The sequence below is a fragment of the Acinetobacter genomosp. 15BJ genome (assembly GCF_000400715.1).
Lineage (GTDB): Bacteria > Pseudomonadota > Gammaproteobacteria > Pseudomonadales > Moraxellaceae > Acinetobacter.
On sequence record NZ_KE007347.1, the window covers coordinates 1,612,661 to 1,636,647 of the forward strand.

Consider the following 23,987-nt stretch of genomic DNA (forward strand, 5'->3'; position numbering starts at 1 on the left):
TTTTCTTATATTTTTAAACGGCGATATGCTCTTAAATCTTTAAAGAAATAAAGGAATAATCCAAATAGAATAATACTCGCCCCAATAAATACCTGAGCAGACAATTGTTCGTGGTTCAGGTATGCCCCGATCAGAATTGCCAACATCGGTGTCATCACCGTGGTTAGTGACAAGGTGGTTGCTTTTAGATTTTGCACCAATTTAAAGTAGCAGAACATTGCGATCAACGATGCCATAATCACCGTATAAGCCAATGCCAATAATGATTTGGCTGACGGGAAATGTGTTGGAACATATTGCCAGATCCACGGGATTAGCATAGTTGCCAATATTGTTGAAACCAGAATTGAACCCGTTGCCTGTGCCATGACAGGCAAATCTGCATTAATCTTCTTCACTAGAAAAATTGACAATGAATAAGAAAAAACACTGATCAGCATTAAAATAATACCAATGGGCTGCACATGTTGCTGGCTACCACTTAGGCAGATCATGGCCAGTCCAACAATCGATGTCGCCATACCTAACCACTGTAAACCCGCCAGTTTTTGCTGGAAGCCAAAGCGTCCAATTAAACCAGCCATAATCGGCGCCAAACCAAACATCAGCGCAATCAATCCAGAACTTAAATAAGCTGTTGCCGCATAAGTAAAGATTTGCGATCCAATCAGGCTTAATGAACCCGCGGCATAACTTAATACTGCAATTTTATGAACTGGGAACTCAACCTTCAACAGCAATAACACTGTTACAGCCAAAGGCAAAGCAATAAAAAAGCGGATCACCAATGCCCACATCGGATGCAGGTCGGAGACGCTCCACACAATCGCTAAAGGTGTAGTTGCCCAGATAAAGACTAATAGTCCATAAGTAAGCATGAGGTTAATACGTGATGGCATAACCGACTCAAGAAGCTGTCTTACGTTTCTGTTTTAAAATGGTCTGATCCAGTGAACTTGAAAACTCTCGCTTGTCTCGTTCTGAGATCGGAGGTGGCCCACCGGTTTGAACCCCTGCACCACGTAAAGTATCCATAAAATCTCGCAAATGCAGACGCGCTTTCACATTAGCTGTAGTATAGATTTCACCGCGTGGATGAATCGCAATCCCACCCTTTTCAATTACTTGTGCTGCAAGCGGTATATCCTGTGTAATGACAATGTCATTTTCTTGCAAACGATCTACAATTTCTTGGTCAGCCTTATCGGCGCCACTCATCACTTGAATGGATTTAATCCGCAGTGACGGCGTAATCCCAACATTTTGATTGGCAACAAAAATAACTTCAAGTTGATAACGATCAGATGCACGTAGAATCACTTCACGTAAAATTTTAGGCAAAGCATCAGCATCTACCCACAATTTGAATGGCAGCACGTTGGCAAAAGCTCATGAAAGTAAAAAAATATAGTGTAACAGATTACTGGAAAAGTAGAATTAAGATCATCTAACTATTCACATCGCTAGTTCTGGTCCGACACACAGAAGCAGCATATTGATATTTCGAGCTAAAAATTAAATTAATTGTAGAGAATTACAGATTCAGACTTGAAATATGACAGTTACCCTCGATTTAATAGAGTAAGTTCAATCTTTTTAGCATTACGCTTTATGAAAAATCAAAACAGTCCAGAAATCATTAAAATTCAAGATCAAAATTTCGGTAATCATGTCGAGCATTGGAACTTACTGACAGATACTCCCGAAACGGATGTTCCCAAATGGTTAGGATTGGCTCTTGATGCACCAGTAATGCCGATGGGTCTCTGTCAGGATGAGCATGAGATGGATCAATCATTCTGGCTGATTCAAGGTCCGAGTGGCGAAGCTGTTTCGATTAATCAAATTATTGCGGTTGAAGATCAAAAACCTCGTGCATTAAAAACAGCATTTCCAAGTTTTGATAGCCCATATAAATATGATGCGCAAATCGAGCGAATTATTACCTGTGATTCTTCAACTCAGGCAGTATTACGTTTGAACTTAAATAAAAATACCATTATTTATGCATTCGATAATTTATTCAGTGTAAATAGCTGTCAATATGACAAGAATCAAACCTATCAAGTTCAATTTAATGCTTGGGCGTATGAATTAGAAACGGTTTCGGCTGATGAGAAAATCATTGTTGATGACCCTGCTTCAATTAAGCATCACCGCGCATTAAATGCGATTTTGACAGAGCATAATGGAATTGCCCCAGACAATTTACAAGAATTGATTAATGACTGGCAACCAAAAACACCAGAAGATCAAGAACCTGTCACTGTCGACTTTTCTAAAATGGTTGCCTACTTATTTGGTGAAACATTAGGTCAAGAAGATGAGGCTTGGTTCCAAGGTAATATCGTCGGCAAAACTTCTATGCAGTTTATGCAAGAAGAATATACCCTTTATGATGTGACCCTAGTATTAGAAGATGAGTTACCTGCAATCTTGATTCGTATTGCAACGAAGAATGAATTGTATAAAAACTTTAACATTGGCCAATATATTCGCGGTAACCTATGGATTCAGGCCAATATTTATGCTAAAACTGCACATAAGTGACAAAAAATCACATAAATGGCATTTTAGGCGTTCTAATGAAAATTATACCAGAACAAACGACCACCAGTCTGATTCATTCGAGTGATCAAGGTCTTAAACTTGATGTTGGTGCTTTTTGCTTTTTTTTACTTGGTATGTTTTTAGCAGCACTCATGTTTCATCGAATTGGCTTTTTTTAAACTTTTTGACCACTACCCTATTCGCAAATAAAAGCCCTCAATGCTGAGGGCTTTTATTTTTAGCAGTACCTTATGGCTTAACCATGACGTTTCGCAAACTCATCCATAAAGTTCACCAATGCTTGAACACCTTCTAAAGGTACAGCATTGTAGATACTTGCACGCATACCGCCCACTGAACGGTGGCCTGCCAAGTTCAATAAGTGATTTTGTTCAGCTTCTTGCAAGAACGTCTTTTCAAGTGCTTCATCCGCTAATGTAAAAGGTACGTTCATCATTGAACGGTTTGGAATGGCAATCGGGTTGTTATAGAAATCGCTTGAATCAATATAACCATAAAGCAGTTTTGCTTTCTCTTGGTTCACTTTATAGATCGCATCTACCCCACCCTGCTCAAGCAACCATTCAAACACAAGACCAGATAAATACCATGCGTAGGTCGCAGGAGTATTCACCATTGAACCATTTTTAGCTTGATCGGCATATTTTAAGATGCTTGGAATTTCAGGTTGTGCTTGATCTAATAAATCATCACGAATGATCACAATAGTTAAACCTGCTGGGCCAATATTCTTTTGTGCACCCGCATAGATCAAACCAAATTTGCTGACATCCAATGGCGCAGACAAAATGCTAGATGAATAGTCACAAACCAACGGTGCATTCACATCCGGAATAGCCGCGAATTGCAAACCACCAATGGTCTCATTATCAGCATAATGTACATAAGCAGCATCGTTTGAAAGGTTCCAAGTACTTTGTTCAGTAATTGCATGCTTACCATCAATTAAAGTACCCGCTTCAACGATATTAATATCACCATAACGCTTGGCTTCTTTGAGTGCTTTCTCAGACCAGATACCTGTATGGATATAATCCGCCTTGTTATTTTTACCCAACAAATTCAGCGGAATTGCTGAAAACTGCAGCGATGCACCGCCTTGTAAAAACAAGACTTTATAATTTTCTGGGATGTTCATGAGCTTACGTAAATCAGCCTCAGCCTTCTCAGCCACAGCAACATAGTCATTGCTACGATGACTCATTTCCATGATCGACAGACCTTTGCCCTGCCAATTCAACAATTCTTGTTGAGCTTTTTCTAAAACGGCAGTAGGTAATGCAGCAGGACCAGCGCAGAAATTATAAGCACGCATGAGTTTTCCCTTGTTAAAGTGGAACAAATTGGAATGGGAATTTAACCATAGATTGGCGAAGCTTGCAGCAGCTTATCGCGTAAATATTTCAATTTAACCGAGAAAATAGTATTAGTTTTTCAATTCTATTTCATTCACTACTGAGATTTTAGGCCAAGATTTAATAGTCTATTAAAGCATCTTATTTTCACGTTTTTCTGAGATTTATTTAGATTAAAAACTCTACTTTTTACAATTTCACTACACCAAAAGTGGTGATATAACTATTTAATTAAAAACATATTATTTTAATTTTATAAAAAGAATTTAGACTTACTCAGGATATTATTAAATTGCGACATAACCGAATGTTGAAACAACATGATCGACCGAGTTTTAAGGTCCAGCAGCTTCCTAAAATGTTAAGCTTCAGTATAGGCTTAATTAGCTGCGCCCTATTTCCTACGGCCCTATTTGCACAAACATTGAGTTATAGCCAAGCTGAACAATATGTTGTGGAAAATGCCTATTCAACACAAGCCCAACAAGCCTTACAACAAGCCTCTCAACTTGAAATGGAAGCAGTAAAGCATCTCGGTTTACCTCGTATTGATTTAAATGCTCGTGCCTATTCATTTCATAGTGAAACCAGCGTGCCCTTAGAATCGAGTAAACGTCGACTCGAAAACTCACTCACTCGTGGATTTGACGACAAATTGTCGCAATGGGGCAATGTGCTTCCACCAGAAGTGATTGATCAAGTCAGCCAAGGTTTTGATCAGACGGTCAATGAAGGGTTGAATCAGGTTCCCAACAATCTTGATGTGACAGTGAAAGACCATGATGTCCGCACTTCTATCTCGATGGTAATGCCGCTCTATACCGGCGGTAAAATTAACAGTGCCAAGCAAATTGCAACGATTCAAGCACAACGCTCAAACATCAGTGAAAAACAACAACAAGACTCACAACGTTTTGAGATGATTCAATCGTATTTTAATGTGCAATTACAACAGCAGTTACTCAATGCCAGCCTGTTTAATTTAAATGCCATGCAAGAACACTATAACAATGCACTTAAATTAGAGAAACAAGGCTTTATTAATAAAGGACAACGCATGCAGTTTGAAGTGGCGCGTAATAATGCAGAACGCACCTATCAAAATGCGCAGTCGAATCTGCAAGCGAGCCAGTTTAGTCTAAAAAATCTATTACAGAGCAAAGAGGCTTTAAACCTCACGACCCCACTATTTGTAAATACCAGCCAAAATCACTCTTTGGATAAACTGCTGGCAAATTACGATCAAAACTCAAGTTTGATTAAAAAGCTGCAAATGGATACCCAACTTGCCAATGAAAATATTAAAGTACAGCAGTCTGCAAAAAAGCCAAGCCTGTTTGCCTTTGGTGAATATGGGTTGGACAATAAAGAGAATTGGATTGTCGGTGTGATGGCCAAATACAATTTATTCTCAGGCATTGATAACAACAAAAATATCCGCGCTGCCGAACTGAAAAAATATGCTGCAGAATTGATGACCGAACGCACCAAGCAAGAAGTGGAAAATGTGCTGTATAAATCTTATAGCGAATTAAATGCATCTCAAACCAGTCATCAACTATTAACTCAGAACACCAAAGCCGCACAAGAAAACTTACGTATCCAACAGCTTTCATTTAAAGAAGGTATGGGCACAGCGACTCAAGTAATCGATGCACAAAATGCCTTCAGCGCGTTAAGAAGTGAAATGGCAATAAATTCATATAAATACATCTTATCTTTAGCCACCTTATTACAAAGCTACGGTTCAATTGATGAGTTCAAGCTTTATGTTAATCAACCACGTACAGACTATATCCGTTAATTGGAGAAATTTATGAGCCAAGATCAATCATCATCCAATTCAGAACGCGATACAGATCAAGTGGAGAATAAGACTGAGACCCAAGCTTCTGAACCATCTCAAGTGCAAGCCACCTCTACAGAAAAAGTAGAACAGTCGAGACCTGAGACCTCAAATCAACAACTGCCTCCAACAGAGCCACCAAAAAAAGGGAAGGCAAAAATCATCGGCTTAATTATTCTAATTCTGCTGTTAGGTCTGATTGCATTTGGTTTATGGAAAGCTTATCAACCGCAAGCGATTGAGTTACAAGGTCGGGTTGAGTCAGAAACGGTACATATCAGCACCAAAGTCCCGAGCCGTATTGAAGAGTTTTATGTGTCTGAAGGCCAGCCTGTTAAAAAAGGTCAAGCCTTAGTTCGTTTTGTCAGTCCTGAATTAGAGGCCAAAAAAGAACAGGCACAAGCGGCATTACAAAGTGCGACTGCTTTTCATTCGACCGTGTATCGTGGTGCACAACAAGAAAATATCGATACGCTCTATGCCAATTGGCAAGCGATGAAAACCCAAGCTGAATTAGCAGCAACAACCTACAAGCGTGGTGAAACCTTATTTCAACAAGGCGTGATTTCTCGCCAACGTCGTGACGAAATGCTTGCAGCACAGACCTCTGCACGTGAAACAGCCGAGGCATCGTACCAACAATATGCACGTGCCAAACGTGGTAGTACAGAACAACAAAAATCAACTGCCGACGCGCAAGTTGCGATGGCTCAAGCGGCGGTGAAAGAAGCGAATGCACTGACTGAAGAAACTAAACTGTATTCACCAACAGATGGAACCGTATCTAAGACCTATGGCAAACCTACGGAATTAGTCGCAACAGCTGTTCCTGTGGTCAGCATTATCGAAGATCATGATTTGTGGGTCAGCTTAAATGTCCGCGAAGACATGTATAGCTCTGTTTATAAAATGAAAACGATTGAAGGATTTATTCCTGCACTTAATCGTAAAGAAACTTTCAAAGTCAAAAATATTGATGCTGAAGGTGACTTTGCGACAATTAAAACTACACGTCAAACCGGTGGTTATGATATTCGTAGTTTCAAATTTCACCTTGTACCAGAACAAAGCATTCCAGATTTAAAAGTTGGTATGAGTGTGTTGTTTAAAATTGAAGAGGCAAAATAAGCAATGTTTGCAGTAATGCTGCGGGAATTGCGCTATTTAAAACGCCATAAAGTTGATTTGTTTATGGCGGTCATTGCCCCTTTGCTGGTAATTTTACTATTTGGCAGTATGTTTTCCGCTGGTAAAGCGGAACATTTACCGATTGTGGTGATTGATCAAGATCAAAGTGAAATGAGCCGTAAAGTGATTCATGCACTTAGCATCAATCATACTTTGAAAGTAAAAACCATTACCGCCAGTCAAGATGAAGCAGAACGATTAATCAACAAAACTGAAGCTTGGGGATTCGTGATGATCCCTGAGGGGGCTGAGCAACGTCTGGTCAAAGCCCAAGATGCGCAGATCAGTATTGCCTATAACCAGTCTTTTTTTAGTATCGGTAATACCATTTCCTCTGCGATGCTGATCAGCACTTTAAATGGTATGGCGGATTATATGGGGCAAAACTATTTAGCCAATACCATTCCCTATTTAGATATGCCCACGCCACATATCAAAATCTCAACCCTATATAACCCAAGCATGAGTTATGAACTGTTTCTAGAACCTTTTATGGTGCCAGCAGTTTTACATTTATTATTGTGTTGCTGTGTGGCTTTTGCTATCGGGCAGGAATTTAAACGCAAGACTGTCGGTGAATGGGTCCAATCAAAACAAATTATCTCCAGTCTACTAGGTAAAATCCTGCTCTATGTCTTTATCTTCTGCGCCTGGACTTGGTGTTGGATGTTCTGGCTCGCACATATTCGTGGTTACTTTATCGCAGGTTCACTTACACTGATCCTTGTTGCACAGTTTTTGCTGTATTTTGCCTATGCCGTGATTAGCAGTACTGTCGTTTTGGCCACCCAGAACTTGCCCAAAACCTTTGGTTTTATCGCACTTTATGGCGGATCATCACCGAGCTTCTCAGGCATTACCCTTCCCTTGAATAATGCACCCGCATTTACTCAATTCTGGTCGATGATTATTCCCTACACCCCTTATGCCAAACTACAGACCGAACAATGGATTATTGGCAGTGATCTATATGTTTCATTAGTTCCATTGGGGATACTGCTGATCTTTGCAGGGTTATTCTTTGCATTGAGCATACGTTTGTTAAAGAAAAATACTCAGGAGCTGTGCTCATGAAATCATTTTTCGGCTATTACCTACAGACCTTTAAAAACATTTTTGCCAATAGCTCGGTGTTTACCACCCTCATTGCCGCAATCTTTCTCTATAGTTTTTTCTATCCAACTGCCTATAAAGCACAAACTGCTGAAGATATTCCGATTGTGATTGTGGATGAAGAACAGAGCATTTTGACCTCAAAAATCATCAGCCAAGCATCTAATAGTCCGCATATCAAGATCACCACCGTGACAGATAACTTTCTCGAAGCACAGCGCATGGTGAAAAACCAGCAAGCTGAAGGTATTTTGCTACTTCCTGAAAACCTGACCAATAGCTTAAAACGCGGTGAAATGGGCGGTATTGGCTTGTATTTGAGTACAGCTTATTTCATCCGGACCAAAGAAGTAGGTGTCGGTTTAGCTAGTTCGATCGAATATACCCTGAAAGAGCATCTCGAAAAGTTTGGAAGTGCTTCTGCTTTTGAACCAGAAATTTCGATCCACCAAATTCCATTGTTTAACACCATGTCTGGTTATGGCAGTTATATCTTCCCTGCTGTGGCCAGTTTAATTATTCATCAGACTATTCTGCTCGGTCTTGCAATGCTGATCGCCAGTTACCGTGAACAAGGCTGGATGGCAAAACCCGTAGAATTCTGGGCAACTTTCGCAGCGATCTTTACCACAGGTTGTTTAGGCTGCCTGTATTTATTTGGCTTTACCTTCTGGTTATATGAATATCCACATGGTGGCAATTTCTGGGGCATGCTGCTTGCCGTGCCGATCTATGTCAGTTGCGTGATTGGCCTAGGTATGTTGGTGGGTTCACTGGTTGATATGCCAGAACGGGTTGGTCATTTAATTGTAGTGACTTCTGTACCCTTGTTCTTGCTGACAGGTACCGCGTGGCCACATGAAGCGATGCCGCTTTGGATGCAATGGTTTGCATGGACACTGCCTTCAACCCATGGGGTACAACTCTTTGTTCAACTGAATCAGATGGGTGTACCAACATCCATTGTGGTGCCGAAACTGATTTATCTTGCAACACTCGCTGCAATATTATTGGCGATTTCTTATTATCGTCTGGTTAAAAAATAGTGTTTTTCGCTTTAAGTTGATATTAAGGATCTCTTGGCATATTGCTTCAATCGTAGACATTAAAAGGTAAGACTAAATTTGGCGCTTACCTTTTAATCCATCTGAATTGAGGCATGGATATGGCTAAAGTATGCTATTGCGCTGATGACTTCGCAATGAATCCTGAGATTTCAGATGCGATTCTATTGCTGATCCAAACAGGTGCTTTACATGCAACTTCTTGCATGACACAAGCGGAGCATTGGTCTATTGCAGCACAACAGCTCAAGCCAATCTCCAACAATATTGATGTCGGTTTACACCTAAATTTCACCCATAGATTTAGCTCAGCAAACACGACATTTTCATTGCCAATATTAATGCTCAAAGCATGGAGCCGACAGCTAGACAGTAAACTCATTCAACAAAGTATTGAGCAACAATGGAATGCGTTTGTTGAGCTAATGGGAAAACAACCTGATTTTATTGATGGACATCAACATATCCACCAATTTCCTGTTATTCGGGATGTATTAGTTCACTTCCTTAAACAGCAGAATTTTCAAGGATGGGTTAGAAACCTACAACATCCACTCACCATTTCTAATTACACCATCAAAACACGTTTGCTTTCAGCGTTAGGAGCAGCAAGCTTAGCGAGTCAGTGCAAGCAAAAAAATATACATCAAAACCATTATTTCGCAGGCATCTATGATTTTGAGCACAAAAATTACGCTCAACTCAATCAACAATGGTTAATGCGCGCGCAAGATAATTTATTGATCATGTGCCATCCAGCCACGCAAGCAGTTGATCAGCAGGATCCAATTGCTCAAGCACGTGTCCGAGAATTCCAATACCTCAGTTCATCTCAGTTTCGTGATGATTGTCGAATCTATCAAATTTCGCTGAGCCCAATGGATACATTATTATGATAAACAGCCCATTTCTATCTTGTGTTGTTCCTGCCTACAACGAAGCAGAAAACCTTAAAAAGTTTATCCCAGCTTTGGCGCAGAAGTTAGAACAACAAAATTTACGCTATGAAATCATCATTATTGACGATGGTAGTAAAGATAATAGTATTACGGTGTTACAGCAAATGCTCGATGACTATCCATTGCGCATCCTTACTCTATCACGGAATTTTGGTAAAGAAGCAGCCTTAAGTGCAGGTCTGGACTACGTTACAGGTGATGCGACCTTATTGATCGATGCCGATTTCCAGCATCCTCTAGATGCCATTCCGACCATGATTCAGCTGTGGAAAGATGGTTATGACATGGTGTATGGCATCCGGGATCGAAGCACAGAATCATGGCTCAAAAAAATCTTTACTCAAGGCTATTATCACGTTTTGAATTTAAGTTCTTCTGTCGACATCCCTGAAAACGCGGGTGATTTTCGCCTACTCGATGCAAAAGTCGTTGAGGCAGTCAGAAAGCTTCCTGAAAAGAACCGTTATATGAAAGGACTATATGCATGGGTTGGTTTTAAGAGTATTGGGATCCACTTTACTGAGCAACAACGTCAATTTGGTCAATCCAGTTTTAATTTTAAGGCCTTGTTTCAACTAGCAATGTCAGGATTGACAGGCTTTTCCGATTTACCGCTACGCTTATGTATTTATCTCGGTGCACTGCTTGCACTCTTTGCAATGAGTTACGGCGTTTGGATCATTATTGAAACGATGATTGAAGGTATCCGTGTACCCGGTTGGGCTACGTTGGCCGCAGGAATGACGCTCTTAGGTGGTATCCAACTACTCTGTATTGGGATTTTAGGTGAATATATTGGGCGTATTTATGCGGAAGTTAAAAACCGACCAAAATATATTGTTTCTGCTGAGTATTCACATAATCAAGCTAAACCATTGGTTCATGACAAGCAAAATAATGTAGTTTCTCTCTAATGCAAACTCATATCCTACAGCTCTTTCGTTTTGGTATTGTTGGCTTAATTGCAGCACTTACACACTACCTTCTTGTGATATTGCTGATTCAACCTCAATACCAAGTTTCACTAAAATATGCAAACCTCCTCGCCTTTCTCATGGCTTTCTGGGTCAGCTACTTTGGTCATCGTATTTTTACTTTTAAAGCAATACATCTTAAGCACAGGGAAACGCTGAAGAAATTTATCATCGTGGCTGGGCTAGGGTTCATGTTGAATGAGTCCGTTTTATTAGTCAGTCACCATTACCTTGATATCCCTATTTCCATGCTGGTTATTTTTAGTATTGGCATCACCTCAATTTTTACTTTTTTACTCAATCGTTATTTTGCATTTCAATAATAGGGATTCGATATATGCAACAATGGCTACGTTCATCTAAATTTTTACTTATCTTTTTACCCGTTTGGTTGTTGATTAGCTCATGGATTCGTCCACTTTCTGTGCCTGATGAAGGACGATATGGAGATATTAGTCGCGCGATGCTTGAATCAGGAGATTGGCTGATTCCTCGTCTTAATGGCTTACCTTTTATGCACAAGCCACCTTTATTGCACTGGCTTTCAACAGCTTTAATGGAAGTGTTCGGCGTGCATATTTGGGTGCTGCGACTGGTTCCAACATTAGCTGCCTGCATGATGCTAATCAGCCTTTTTGTTTTTTTAAAAAAACATGTCTCAGAACAAATAGCGCAACTAACCATCATTATTCTAGCAACCAGCTTGTTATTCTACGGCAGTAGTGAATATATCAACCATGATCTATTAGTCGCTTCATGGATGACTGTTTGTATTCTGAGTTTTGTTGACTTTAGCCTTTCAGGCAAAAAAACTGTTCTATTTTTAGGCTATTTTGCAGCGGCGGCAGGCTTTCTCAGCAAAGGACTCATCGGTGTCTTGATCCCTGGACTGGTACTATTGCCCTGGCTTATTTGCACACAACAATGGAAGAAGATTCCAGCTCTACTCAATCCCTTCGGGATTCTCCTCTTTCTTGTCTTAACTGCACCTTGGGTATATTTTGTTCAATTAAAATACCCGCAATTTTTACACTATTTTTTCATTGATCAACAATTCAGCCGATTCAGCTCCAATGCATTTAACAATAAACAACCTTGGTTTTTCTATTATCTGATCCTGTTTGTAAGCTTTTTACCGTGGTTATTTGTGAGTCGGTTTCAATTCTCAAAGCGTATTTTTCAAACATCACTCTCTTCTTCTTTACTCGCGCTATGCCTTTGGTGGTTTATATCGGTGAGTATTTTTTTCTCTATCCCTCCCTCAAAATTGGCAGGCTATATCTTACCTGCGGTAGCACCAATCGCAATCTTACTCGCTGTTGCTGTATGTTCTGCATTGGAGAATCCTGATAAAAATAAACTGCAAATCTGGGGAACTGCTCTTTTTATTTTTGTATTAGGACTAGCAATTACTTTAGCACCGCATTTTATCAAGAATGCGCATGCTTTCTATCAAGCACATGCGATTCAAATCTATAGCATTGGTGCAATTCTATGTATTGTTCCTTTCTGCTTAATGCTGTTATTTAAACAGAAGAAAATAGATTATTTAACCGCAATTTTCTTAAGCTTAATTCTATTATGTACGTCTATTTCAGCAGCAGTACGCGTTCTAGATACCAAAAACAATGCTGACCAAATCGACTTTGCAAAATCGATGAATCCCAACTCGGATGTGGTCTTTTATTACAATTACTTCTACGACCTTCCTTTTTTATTAGACTTAAAAAAACCAGTCTATATTGTCAATGATTGGGACAGTGTCAAAACGGATACCTCATCATTAGAGCTTAAAGATGGGCTGTTATTTGAACCTGGACGTAAACAATATTTATGGAATAAGCAGCAACTCCAAGACATGTTAAAACAGAACCAGCCAGTAGTTGTTGTGAGTAACCCTGGAGGCTACAAACCAGATCATCCAAACGTCAAAGTTCTGCATTACCGCAACTATGATGTCTTCTTCATTAATCAGACCTCTTAAATAAAAAAGGAAGCTGATCAGCTTCCTTTTTTATTACCTAAACGAATTAAGCTTCAGGTGCATCATCTTTTGGTTCAACAACAACGTCTTCAGAAGTGATTGCTTCAGCTTCGGTATTTTCTACGTCATCAATAGCATCTAACTCTTCGTCATCCTCTACTGCTTCAATAGATACAACACCAACCAAGGTTTCTGCATCGCTTAGACGGATCAAACGAACGCCTTGAGCATTACGGCCTGTGGTTGCCACTTCTGCTGCACGGGTACGTACCAACGTACCGCCATCAGAAATCAACATCAGTTCTTTGCTTTCATCAATCGATACTGCGCCAACAAGCTCACCATTACGTTCGCTGGTCTTGATCGCAATTACACCCTTACCACCACGTTTCTTGGTCGGGAAGTCATCGACTGGGGTACGTTTACCATAACCATTGGCACACGCACACAGCACTTCACCCGTTTCAGGGACAACAACCAAGGAGACAATACGGCTAACAACATTCGAATCTGATGAATCATCATTGTCATCGCTGTCATCATTTTCAACATCAGCATCTTCAGCTTCGATCGTATTGCTGGCGAAGCTTACCCGCATACCACGTACACCTTTGGCAGTACGACCCATGGCACGAACATCAGTTTCAGCAAAACGGATTGCCTTACCTTCATTCGAGAACAACATGATCTGCTGGTTACCATCGGTAATCGCAACACCAATTAAGGTATCTTCTTCATTCAGCTCGATCGCACGTAAACCATTTGAACGAACATTACTAAATTGTGCAAGCTCAACACGTTTTACTGTACCTGATGCAGTCGCCATAAATACATAATGGTTCTCAGGGAATTCTGTCAACGGTAAAATTGCGGTTACTGTTTCATTCGCATCCAATGGAAGCAAATTAATAATCGGACGACCTTTTGCACCGCGTGAAGCCTGCGGAACTTCAAACACTCTTAAGCGATAGACTTTACCCACATTGGTAAAGCACAGTACCGTTGCATGGTTCGAGGCAACAATTAAATGCTGGATGATGTCATCATCTTTCATTGCTGTTGCAGACTTACCACGACCACCACGGCGTTGCGCTTGATAATCCGAAAGTGGTTGAGTTTTTGCATAACCTGTTTGAGACACTGTCAATACAACTTGTTCTTCAGGAATCAAGTCTTCACGGCAGAAATCAACACCAGACTCTACAATCTCAGTACGACGACCATCACCATATTGTTGCAAGATCAACGCAAGTTCTTCACGAATCACATTCATCAACAAGTTAAAGTCATTCAGAATTGCAGTTAATTCAGCAATTTGACCTAAGATTTCAGTATATTCTGCGTGTAACTTATCTTGCTCTAAGCCCGTTAAGCGGTGTAGACGTAATTCTAAGATCGCGCCTACTTGTGTTGGCGACAAACGATAAACGTCACCAGACAAACCAAATGGACGCGCTGGGTCTTCGCCTTCGATCTCATCTGGACGAACAGAAATCGCACCTGCTTTTTCAAGCAATGCAACCACACCACCGCCTGACCACTCACCTGCTTGTAAACGCTCACGCGCTTCAGCTGGATTGGCAGAAGTTTTGATAGTTTCGATAATTGCATCAATATTTGCTAATGCAACCGTCAAACCTTCTAAGATATGACCACGCTCGCGTGCTTTACGCAATTCGTACATGGTACGGCGCGTGACCACTTCTTGGCGGTGACGAATAAATGCCGCAATAATATCTTTCAGGTTCATCAACTTTGGCTGACCATTGTCTAGGCAGACCATGTTGATGCTGAACGAGTTTTGCAATTGCGTATGCAAGAATAAATTATTCACCGCAACTTCAGCGTTTTCACCACGCTTCAAGTCAATGGCAATACGCATACCATCTTTATCAGATTCGTCACGAAGCTCAGAAATACCTTCAAGTTTCTTTTCTTTGACTAACTCAGCAATACGCTCAATCGTTCTTGCTTTGTTGACTTGATATGGAATTTCAGTGAAAACAATCGTAGTACGACCTGTTTTTTGGTCTTCTTCGAAGTGATATTTACCACGAATATGTAAACGACCTTTACCCGTACGGTAAGCATCTACAATGCCTGATTTACCGTAAATAATACCGCCTGTAGGGAAATCTGGGCCCGTAATGTGCTCCATCAAACCTTCAATAGAAATATTCGGGTTATTGGCATAGGCCAAACATGCATTGACCACTTCAGTCATGTTGTGTGGCGCCATATTGGTCGCCATACCAACAGCAATACCTGTCGTACCATTAATCAAAAGATTTGGAATACGCGTTGGCATCACCTGAGGAATCCGCTCAGAACCGTCGTAGTTATCTTCCCAATCAACCGTATCTTTTTCTAGATCAGCTAGGATTTCATGGGTTAATTTTTGCATACGAACTTCGGTATAACGCATTGCTGCTGCGCTATCCCCATCGACTGAACCGAAGTTACCCTGACCATCAACCAACATGTAACGCAAGCTGAAGTCCTGCGCCATACGAACAATTGTTTCGTATACTGCACTGTCACCATGAGGGTGATATTTACCGATCACGTCCCCGACAACACGAGCAGACTTTTTGTACGCTTTGTTATAATCATTGCCCAATTCGTGCATCGCATATAATACGCGACGATGAACAGGTTTTAGACCGTCTCTAACATCTGGCAATGCACGAGATACGATTACGCTCATCGCGTAATCTAGATATGAATGCTTGAGTTCGTCCTCAATGGCAATCGGTCTGATTTCCGATACGCTCATGCATACTCCTTGTTTACAGGTAGAGAGTTGTACCTGTTTTTATGTCTTCAATCTTGCAAAAATTTAGCTCAAGGGCTTGAACTAAAAATAAAAAATACAGCGAAAAATTATAGCACAAGGCACTCACTAACTGTGAGTTTACGCATCTAAAAATAGCATTTTTTTACAATAAAAAAATTATATAAATTAATAACTTAAAATTATCAAATCAAAACTCAATCGATAAAAGTTGAATCTTTCCTGTTTTGGGTAAAAGATCATCAAGTAACAGAATAAAAGTGTTGAATTAAATGAGATTTATCTTCTTCTTAAGATCAACGTCATTACCACCCATAAATGCAGAAATAAGGATTCATATTAAGAGAATGCGTTGAATATTCCGCAGTTTAGCTCGAGGAAAAAATCTCAAATAGAGTAAATTACTTCTGCTAAAAGAAAAATATAGTACATCTTTAATAAAAATCCTACGCACCATAAGTCATCCTCCCAAGTATTCACGACTATTTATTATCCCCCTTATAGAGCCTTTCCTTTTGATCTGCTAATGATTTTGGCTATTCCAGCGGTGGACGTATACGAAGCCCCTGTATCGCTCGTATAACTTCAATGTAATACACATAAGAGCATATATGCGCTCTCTTCAATGAAGGTAAGAACAAAAACGAGATAGGCATGCTAAGTGAATACAACTTAGTATTTGAATATCTCCAGATATTAATAAAACAAAAGTGATCTCTTATACCAAATCAAATATCTCAATCTTTTTTTAACCACATAAAAAAACGCCCCTTTAGGAGCGTTTTTCAAACTTCATTCACAAAGAATTAAAGTTTAGATACCAATTCAGGTACAACAGTGTTCAAATCACCAACTAACCAGTAGTCAGCAACGCTGTTGATTGGCGCTTCTTCGTCTTTGTTGATTGCAACAATAACTTTAGAATCTTTCATACCTGCCAAGTGCTGAATCGCACCAGAGATACCAATCGCCATATAAAGATCTGGAGCAACGATTTTACCAGTTTGACCAACTTGGAAATCGTTTGGTACGAAACCAGCATCTACCGCAGCACGTGAAGCACCTTGAGCAGCACCAAGCTTGTCTGCTAATGGGTCAAGTACTTTGTGATAGTTCTCACCAGAACCTACACCACGACCACCAGAAACAACGATACGTGCAGCAGTTAACTCTGGACGATCAAGTTTTACGATTTCTTCGTTAACAAACTTAGAAATACCCGCATCTTTCGCTTCAGCAACCGCTTCAACTGCAGCAGAACCGCCTTCAGCAGCAACTGCATCAAATGCTGTACCACGAACTGTACCAACGATAATTGCTTCGTCAGATTGAACAGTTGCAATCGCATTACCAGCATAGATTGGGCGTTTGAACGTGTTTGCAGATTCAACAGCAATGATGTCTGAAATCATGCTTACGTCAAGAAGTGCAGCAACGCGTGGAAGAATGTTCTTACCCGTCGTTGTAGAAGCAGCTAATACGTATTTGTATCCGCCTTTCGCGATGTCAGCAACTAAGCCAGCAACGTTTTCAGCCAATTGGTTTGCATAAGCAGCATTGTCAGCAAGTAATACTTTGCTCACACCAGCAACTTTAGCAGCAGCGTCAGCAACTGCTTGAGCGCCAGAACCAGCAACTAATACAGTAATATCACCACCGATTTTTTGAGCTGCCGCAACAACGTTTAAAGTTGCACCGTTAAGTGTCTGGTTGTTGTGATCAGCGATAACTAAAATACTCATGATTTTATCCTTCTGTATTAGATCACTTTCGCTTCGTTTTTCAATTTTTCAACAAGCTCGTCTACAGACTTCACTTGTACGCCAGCTTTACGTTCAGCAGGTGCTTCAACTTTAATTGTTTTAAGCTTAGTGCCTGTTGCAACGCCATAGTCAGCAGGTGACTTAGTATCAAGCGGTTTTTTACGCGCTTTCATGATGTTTGGAAGAGCAGCATAACGTGGCTCATTCAAACGTAAGTCAGTCGTGATGATTGCAGGAAGTGCAAGCTCAACAGTTTGTAAACCACCGTCAACTTCACGAGTTACTTGAACTTTACCACCATCGACTTTAACTTCAGATGCGAAAGTACCTTGACCAGCACCGAGTAAAGCACCAAGCATTTGACCTACTTGGTTAGAGTCATCATCAATTGCTTGTTTACCAAGAAGGATAAGTTCTGGTTTTTCAGCATCAACAACGCCTTTCAAGATTTTAGCAACTTCTAAAGCGCCAACTTCATCAGCAGTTTCAACTAAAATACCGCGGTCAGCACCTAAAGCCATTGCAGAACGAATTTGTTCTTGAGCGTCTTTAGAACCCACTGAAACAACAACGATTTCAGAAACTGTTCCTTTTTCTTTTAAGCGAACCGCTTCTTCCACTGCGATTTCACAGAATGGGTTGATTGACATCTTAACGTTGGTAAGGTCAACCCCACTATTGTCCGGCTTAACACGAACTTTTACGTTGGCATCAACCACACGTTTTACAGCGACAAGAGCCTTCATGTAATCCTCGGCTGTTCTAAGCAAGTAAATGTAATGAAGAGCATTCTAACTCTTCGATTGAAACTTTTTAGGTGCCCTATCTTGCAATGTATTTGGCATTTCGGTCAAGTCACAATTTCCGCTATGGCAACAAAAAAGATGAAACGCTCAGTTCACATATTGAAAATAATTATTGATGCTACAAATTTAGTTTATAAATGTGATGAATATTAAACTTTGATTTTTTTAATATTTTATAAAATTCAACGATCTAAAACAGGCATTTTGATTTAAATAAGGATGATCTGTAACGGATCGTTTCTGATAAATTTACATGTCTTTTCACTTTCGAAAAAAAGCGTCAATTAAGTAAGAACACCAATTAAACAAATCTCACAAATAAAGCGAAAAAGTAGTCGACGATTAAATGCTCAATTTTGCAACATAATATATCAGGATTTAGCTTTTTTGCGCGCGTGGATGGGTTTGATCATACACTTTAGCCAGTTGTTCGAAGTCAACATGGGTATAAATTTGGGTGGTCGACAAATTACTGTGCCCAAGCATCTCTTGTACAGAACGTAAATCACCACTAGCGGAAAGCATATGACTCGCAAAACAATGACGCAATAAATGTGGATGTAAATCAACATTGACACCTGCACGCTGTGCTTGCAGTTTGACTCGATTTTCAATCTGACGCGGAGTTAAGGCATTACCACGCTGTGAGATGAAAACAGCTGAGTCGGCATTAACACCACTTTGCCAAATTCGATAGATTTTCAGCCATTCCACCAGACTGTCCTTGGCCTTGCCACCAAATGGGACAATTCGGGTTTTATTGCCTTTACCCATAATACGTAAAAGTTGTCGGTTAAAATCGACATCTTTAATCGTCAATCCTTGTAATTCTGCTAAACGGAGACCACTGGAATAAAGCAGTTCGAGCATGGCTTTATCACGTAACCATAATTGTTGTTCGATCGGTTTCTCTGGTGCTACTTGATCTAAGATCTGATGTACAGTCTCAATATCAATCATCCCCGGTAAAGGTCGTGGTTGACGTTTTAATCGGAAATCTTCAGATGGATTTTGCTCCAGATATTGACCTTGTTCTGCCCACTTCATAAATTGACGAATTGAAGTCAAATGACGCTGCAAGCTACTGCTACTCAATTGATCTCGTTCGACACGCGCAGCCAGATACTCCCGCAAATCAGAAGCCTCAACATCTGGTAATTGTAATTGCTTATATTCGCAAAATTTAAAAAAATCGGTTAAATCACGTTGATAAGCAGCAATGGTATGTTCAGATTGATTTTGAATGATCCGTTCTTTTAACCACATGGATAACAGTTTTTCAGGACTTTCCAAATTGCTCTCCAGTGTTATGCCTATAGCTACGGCTACAGTCTAGCAAATTTTGCTGCGATTTATCGCTAAACCGATATCGAACAATTGATGCCTGTGTAATACAATAAATTTCAAGTTTTGAGTGACACCATCATCATGACAACAATGCTTATTCCCTATCTCATCGCAATCACCCTCTTGACTATTACTCCTGGTCTAGATACCACACTGATTATTCGCACTGCTACTCTGGAAGGTAAAGCGAAGGCATTCCAAGCTGCTTTAGGGATTAATCTAGGTTGTATTGTATGGGGCGTGATTGTGGCCTGTGGATTAGGTGCATTGTTAATGACCTCCGATCTCGCCTTCAATGCCTTGAAATGGATAGGTGCGATTTATTTAGCATGGTTAGGCTTAAATCTTATTTTAAAACCGCGTAGCCAACTTGCAGGTCTAGACGATGTAGCGGTGACTCAAAACTGGTTTATTAAAGGGTTTTGGGGCAATCTACTCAACCCCAAAGTCGGTATTTTTTATATTTCTTTCTTACCTCAGTTTATTCCACAATCTTCGTCTCCAGTCATCTGGACCATGGGGCTGGTGATGATTCATGTCGCCATTGGATTTATTTGGTCAATTTTTTTGATCACTGCGATGCAGTCCATTTCTGCTTATTTGAAGCAGCCTAAATTCATTCGCTATATGGATCGTATTACAGGGAGTATTTTCATCTTATTTGCACTCAAACTCGCATTCAGCAAACGATAAGCAATAAAAAAGCGTGCTGATCACAGCACGCACAATATCAATTTCAACCACGATCTAATTCTTTTTTAAATAATCATTTATTTGTATGGCGACTTCATCTGCACATTTCTCTGCCAGCTGATGGTCACCACCTTCAACAATATAGAGTTTAGATTTTTGCAAGATCTGATTTAAATATTCACCAACCGCAATCGGACTAATCGGATCTTGATTGCCCCAGATCAATAAAGTGTTCACCTCAATATCTGGTAAACATTGCTCATAATCGGCTTTTGTTGTCACGAACCAATCGGGGTATTCAATATATTCTTGCTGATAAAACTGACGCCAGTCTTGAACTTGAAATCGGTCTAAATTAATTCCACCCGAAGTTGTGATCAAGACTAAACCTTTCACCAAATCTGTTTTTTGTAATGCCGCAGCGATGGCAAAGATTCCGCCCATAGATTGGGCAATAAGAATAGAAGGTTGCTGAATCTGTGCAAGCACATAATGGCTCAGATCATCAAAACTGTGAATATCAGAATCTGTTGCCACACCATGAAAACCAGGATAAGCAACTACTTGTTTTGTATAATGATGAGGAATCTGTTCGATCAGAGGATTCCAAAATTGAGTATTTCCAGACGCACCCGCAAGAAAGACCAAGTTTTTCATTGATGTACCCAAAGTCCTAATTCGCCAACAAAATAAGTCTTAAAATCCTCTACTTCAATATGATAAGTATCAACTAGTAAAGGTGTTCCATCAGCGACTGATGATAAGTCTTTGATTAATGAAAGTGAAATAGCCTCATTCATAAATGGAGAATATTTATTTTCATACTCCATATTATAAGTTTTTATAGATTCTAAAGTAACTTTAAAAAAAGCTTCCATTCTATCCGCTTCAGCAAAATCCCTAGACAATGGTGGAGCTGTATGACCATATATATTCCCATGACTATCATACGTTCGATACAATTGATTAGCCCAGAAAAAGTAATATTGCTTTTCATCAACTCCTAACGTATATACTTTGCTATATCCCTGAAACTCATTTACTGGTCTCCAACAATTTTCTTCTATAGACCAGATTGGATGTTCTGCAGTTGAAAGAACATAACTTAGATCCATATACATTTCGGAAAATTGATCTTCTGTACAGTAAGCAAAACGATAAACTTCCTGATTAGATGTTGTTATTATTTTTAATATACGTTTATAAGCTTTAATATCTATATTTTCTTCCGACATAGATAAAACAAGGTCGCCCACTTTAATATTCTGAATTGGAATCAATCCTTTATCCGTATGAACCAATGTCCCTGCTGCAAAACCATTCATTTTATTTATGTCCTTTCTAGTTATAAAAAAACCTACCCTACTTATCGTAAGATAGGTTTATATCTTTTTAAAATTACACTTGGAAATATCTTAAATCCAAACGGGCATCATAAACATGTGTGGTAGGACCTGTCATCCAGACCACATCACCTTCACGCCAAGCGATATGTAACTTCCCACCAGCAAGCTGAACTTCGACTTCATTCGCCAGCAAACCACGGCGCATACCACTGATTGCTGCGGCACAAGCTCCTGTACCACAGGCTAAAGTCTCACCGACACCACGCTCAAATACACGTAAACGGATATGCTTTTCATCCAGAATTTGCATAAATCCAGCATTCACACGTGCAGGAAAACGCGCATGTGATTCCACTTGTGGACCAATACGCTCAACATCAGCAGTTAATACATCAGGAACAATCGTGACAGCATGCGGATTACCCATATTCACAACATCAATATTAATGCTCTGATTATCTGCAAGTTCCAGTGCGTATAAACCTTCAATATCTTCATGCTCTTGGGTCACAAACGGAATTTCTTCTGGAAGAAATTTCGGTGGTCCCATGTTGACACGCACCCAACCATTGGCACCCAACTCAGGCTCAACAATCCCTGCTTTGGTTTGCACACGAATTTTGGTTTTAGTTGTCAATTGACGCTCATGTACAAAGCGAGCAAAACAACGCACCCCATTGCCACATTGCTCGACTTCCGAACCATCGGCATTAAAGATTCGATATTTAAAATCGACATCTGGCAAATCAGGTGGCTCAACAATCAGTAGTTGATCAAAACCCACACCGAAATGACGATCAGCTAAACGCTGAATCGTCACTGTATCTAAATAAGCTCGCTGGGTCACAAGGTCAACGACCATAAAATCATTGCCAAGACCATGCATTTTGGTAAATTCTAAATACATCTTAATTTACTCCTCAGGCAACAAACGCTCTTTTTCCCAGAGTGATTCTATGGTTTCACGTTCACGAATTAAATAGGCTTGATCACCACTGACCATAACTTCAGCAGCACGACCACGGGTATTATAGTTAGAGCTCATCACAAAACCGTAAGCACCTGCACCTAATACCGCCAACACATCATTTTCCTGAAGCGCTAAATCACGTTCTTTACCCAAGAAATCGCCAGTTTCACAGATCGCACCAACCAAATCCCAAGTTTTAACTTCGACATCAGGATTTGGATTGACAGATTGGATATCCATCCACGCTTCATATAGAGCAGGACGAATTAAATCATTCATGGCCGCATCAATAATCGCAAAGTTGCGATGATTGGTCGGTTTTAACAAATCCACCTTGGTGAGTAATGCACCTGCATTGGCAGAAATACTACGCCCTGGTTCCATATAGACTTTGAGACCCAACTTTTCTAAAGCTGGACGCATCGAATTAGCATATTCTTCAACACTTGGTGGCGTTTCATCTTTATAACGCACACCCAAACCACCACCAATATCAATATGTTTGAGGTTGATACCCAAGCTTTTCAACTGCTCAATCATTAAAATCACACGATCAAGTGCATCCACGAAAGGTTTGGTTTCAGTCAATTGTGAACCGATATGACAATCAATACCGACGATCTCAAGATTCGGTAACGACGCTGCATATTGATAAGTTTCATCAACAGTATCACTTGGAATACCAAACTTATTTTCTTTCAAACCTGTAGAGATATAAGGATGAGTTTTGGCATCTACATCTGGATTTACACGTAAAGAAATCGGTGCTTTTTTGCCTAATTTCGCTGCAACTTTTTGAATACGATCCAGCTCAGCATGAGATTCGACATTAAAGCAAGCAATCCCGACATTTAAGGCTTTTTCGATATCGGCTTCAGATTTACCTAAACCAGAAAATACGATTTTCGAAGGTTCACCACCTGCTGCAAGTACACGTGCCAGTTCTCCACCAGTTACGATATCAAAACCTGCACCTACCTTTGCCAACACATTTAGAACAGCCAAATTTGAGTTTGACTTCACCGCAAAACAGATTTGATGATCAATAAAATCAAAAGCACGGTGCATATCCAAATAATGCTTTTCAAAAGTTGCTTTTGAATAAACATATAAAGGCGTGCCATATTGCTGTGCGAGCTGATCCAGTGAACATTGCTCAGCGTGCAATACTCCATTAATGCGAGTGAAACTCATGAAGATGTCCTTATTTACAA

Annotated in this window: 22 protein-coding genes; 11 read left to right on the top strand and 11 right to left on the bottom strand. The window is 40.1% G+C overall.

The genetic code is table 11. From position 1 onward, the window contains the following. Window positions 1-5: 5 nt before the first annotated feature. Together F896_RS06625 and F896_RS06620 are read right to left on the bottom strand one after the other, a co-directional pair. Window positions 6-899: a DMT family transporter gene (locus F896_RS06625; protein WP_016164280.1), complete on the bottom strand. Its 894-nt coding sequence runs from the start codon at window positions 897-899 to the stop codon at window positions 6-8. 7 nt (window positions 900-906) lie between these two features. Continuing rightward, window positions 907-1,377 (bottom strand): YaiI/YqxD family protein, encoded by a 471-nt coding sequence (locus tag F896_RS06620; RefSeq protein ID WP_016164281.1) that lies wholly within the window; start codon window positions 1,375-1,377, stop codon window positions 907-909. A gap of 234 nt (window positions 1,378-1,611) precedes the next feature. Between F896_RS06620 and F896_RS06615 the strand changes: the two genes are divergently transcribed. Beyond that, window positions 1,612-2,550 carry a hypothetical protein gene (locus F896_RS06615; protein WP_016164282.1) on the top strand — a complete coding sequence of 313 codons (939 nt, stop codon included), beginning with the start codon at window positions 1,612-1,614 and terminating at the stop codon, window positions 2,548-2,550. Window positions 2,551-2,585: 35 nt separating this feature from the next. Beyond that, window positions 2,586-2,729 (top strand): hypothetical protein, encoded by a 144-nt coding sequence (locus F896_RS21050; RefSeq protein ID WP_004654651.1) that lies wholly within the window; start codon window positions 2,586-2,588, stop codon window positions 2,727-2,729. 77 nt (window positions 2,730-2,806) lie between these two features. Here F896_RS21050 and serC read toward each other — a convergent pair whose 3' ends face one another. Beyond that, the gene (gene serC / locus F896_RS06610) at window positions 2,807-3,886 is read right to left on the bottom strand and encodes a 3-phosphoserine/phosphohydroxythreonine transaminase (protein ID WP_016164283.1); all 1,080 of its coding nucleotides are present in this window, start codon (window positions 3,884-3,886) and stop codon (window positions 2,807-2,809) included. A 347-nt stretch (window positions 3,887-4,233) separates the two neighbouring features. On the opposite strand from serC, the gene F896_RS06605 reads away from it, so the two are divergent. From F896_RS06605 to F896_RS06570, 8 genes are all read left to right on the top strand, one after another. Continuing rightward, window positions 4,234-5,730, top strand: a complete 1,497-nt coding sequence (locus F896_RS06605) for a TolC family protein (protein ID WP_016164284.1) — start codon at window positions 4,234-4,236, stop codon at window positions 5,728-5,730. Between the two features lie 12 nt (window positions 5,731-5,742). Further along, complete coding sequence (locus F896_RS06600) at window positions 5,743-6,900, top strand: HlyD family secretion protein (RefSeq protein ID WP_016164285.1); 1,158 nt, start codon at window positions 5,743-5,745, stop codon at window positions 6,898-6,900. Between the two features lie 3 nt (window positions 6,901-6,903). Continuing rightward, window positions 6,904-8,034, top strand: a complete 1,131-nt coding sequence (locus F896_RS06595) for an ABC transporter permease (protein ID WP_016164286.1) — start codon at window positions 6,904-6,906, stop codon at window positions 8,032-8,034. Continuing rightward, window positions 8,031-9,119, top strand: a complete 1,089-nt coding sequence (locus tag F896_RS06590; RefSeq protein ID WP_016164287.1) for an ABC transporter permease — start codon at window positions 8,031-8,033, stop codon at window positions 9,117-9,119. Before F896_RS06595 ends, F896_RS06590 begins: the two co-directional genes overlap by 4 nt. Before the next feature lie 119 nt (window positions 9,120-9,238). Further along, on the top strand, window positions 9,239-10,033 hold the full coding sequence (locus tag F896_RS06585) for a ChbG/HpnK family deacetylase (RefSeq protein ID WP_016164288.1): 795 nt from the start codon (window positions 9,239-9,241) through the stop codon (window positions 10,031-10,033). Then, on the top strand, window positions 10,030-11,010 hold the full coding sequence (locus F896_RS06580) for a glycosyltransferase family 2 protein (RefSeq protein ID WP_016164289.1): 981 nt from the start codon (window positions 10,030-10,032) through the stop codon (window positions 11,008-11,010). Before F896_RS06585 ends, F896_RS06580 begins: the two co-directional genes overlap by 4 nt. After that, window positions 11,010-11,393 carry a GtrA family protein gene (locus F896_RS06575; protein WP_016164290.1) on the top strand — a complete coding sequence of 128 codons (384 nt, stop codon included), beginning with the start codon at window positions 11,010-11,012 and terminating at the stop codon, window positions 11,391-11,393. The genes F896_RS06580 and F896_RS06575 overlap by 1 nt, the downstream gene beginning before the upstream one ends. Before the next feature lie 14 nt (window positions 11,394-11,407). Continuing rightward, window positions 11,408-13,054 carry an ArnT family glycosyltransferase gene (locus F896_RS06570; protein ID WP_016164291.1) on the top strand — a complete coding sequence of 549 codons (1,647 nt, stop codon included), beginning with the start codon at window positions 11,408-11,410 and terminating at the stop codon, window positions 13,052-13,054. 46 nt (window positions 13,055-13,100) lie between these two features. Here F896_RS06570 and gyrA read toward each other — a convergent pair whose 3' ends face one another. From gyrA to xerA, 4 genes are all read right to left on the bottom strand, one after another. Next, window positions 13,101-15,830 carry a DNA gyrase subunit A gene (gene gyrA / locus F896_RS06565; protein ID WP_016164292.1) on the bottom strand — a complete coding sequence of 910 codons (2,730 nt, stop codon included), beginning with the start codon at window positions 15,828-15,830 and terminating at the stop codon, window positions 13,101-13,103. An 824-nt stretch (window positions 15,831-16,654) separates the two neighbouring features. After that, window positions 16,655-17,590: an FAD-binding protein gene (locus tag F896_RS06560; RefSeq protein WP_016164293.1), complete on the bottom strand. Its 936-nt coding sequence runs from the start codon at window positions 17,588-17,590 to the stop codon at window positions 16,655-16,657. A gap of 17 nt (window positions 17,591-17,607) precedes the next feature. Beyond that, the gene (locus F896_RS06555; protein WP_004654672.1) at window positions 17,608-18,357 is read right to left on the bottom strand and encodes an electron transfer flavoprotein subunit beta/FixA family protein; all 750 of its coding nucleotides are present in this window, start codon (window positions 18,355-18,357) and stop codon (window positions 17,608-17,610) included. Window positions 18,358-18,795: 438 nt separating this feature from the next. Next, window positions 18,796-19,683 (bottom strand): site-specific tyrosine recombinase/integron integrase, encoded by an 888-nt coding sequence (gene xerA / locus F896_RS06550; RefSeq protein ID WP_171069700.1) that lies wholly within the window; start codon window positions 19,681-19,683, stop codon window positions 18,796-18,798. 162 nt (window positions 19,684-19,845) lie between these two features. Between xerA and F896_RS06545 the strand changes: the two genes are divergently transcribed. Then, window positions 19,846-20,457, top strand: coding sequence for a LysE family translocator (locus F896_RS06545; protein ID WP_016164295.1), 612 nt, complete (start codon window positions 19,846-19,848; stop codon window positions 20,455-20,457). A gap of 54 nt (window positions 20,458-20,511) precedes the next feature. On the opposite strand, the gene F896_RS06540 is transcribed toward F896_RS06545, so the two are convergent. The 4 genes from F896_RS06540 to lysA all read right to left on the bottom strand — a co-directional run bounded on the left by F896_RS06540 (window position 20,512) and on the right by lysA (window position 23,967). Further along, entirely contained in the window at window positions 20,512-21,114 is a 603-nt protein-coding gene (locus F896_RS06540; RefSeq protein WP_016164296.1) for an alpha/beta fold hydrolase, read from the bottom strand. After that, complete coding sequence (locus tag F896_RS06535; protein WP_016164297.1) at window positions 21,111-21,782, bottom strand: Hint domain-containing protein; 672 nt, start codon at window positions 21,780-21,782, stop codon at window positions 21,111-21,113. The genes F896_RS06540 and F896_RS06535 overlap by 4 nt, the downstream gene beginning before the upstream one ends. Window positions 21,783-21,855: 73 nt before the next feature. Beyond that, window positions 21,856-22,710 carry a diaminopimelate epimerase gene (dapF, locus tag F896_RS06530; RefSeq protein WP_016164298.1) on the bottom strand — a complete coding sequence of 285 codons (855 nt, stop codon included), beginning with the start codon at window positions 22,708-22,710 and terminating at the stop codon, window positions 21,856-21,858. A gap of 6 nt (window positions 22,711-22,716) precedes the next feature. Next, complete coding sequence (gene lysA, locus F896_RS06525) at window positions 22,717-23,967, bottom strand: diaminopimelate decarboxylase (RefSeq protein WP_016164299.1); 1,251 nt, start codon at window positions 23,965-23,967, stop codon at window positions 22,717-22,719. Between the last annotated feature and the right edge of the window lie 20 nt (window positions 23,968-23,987).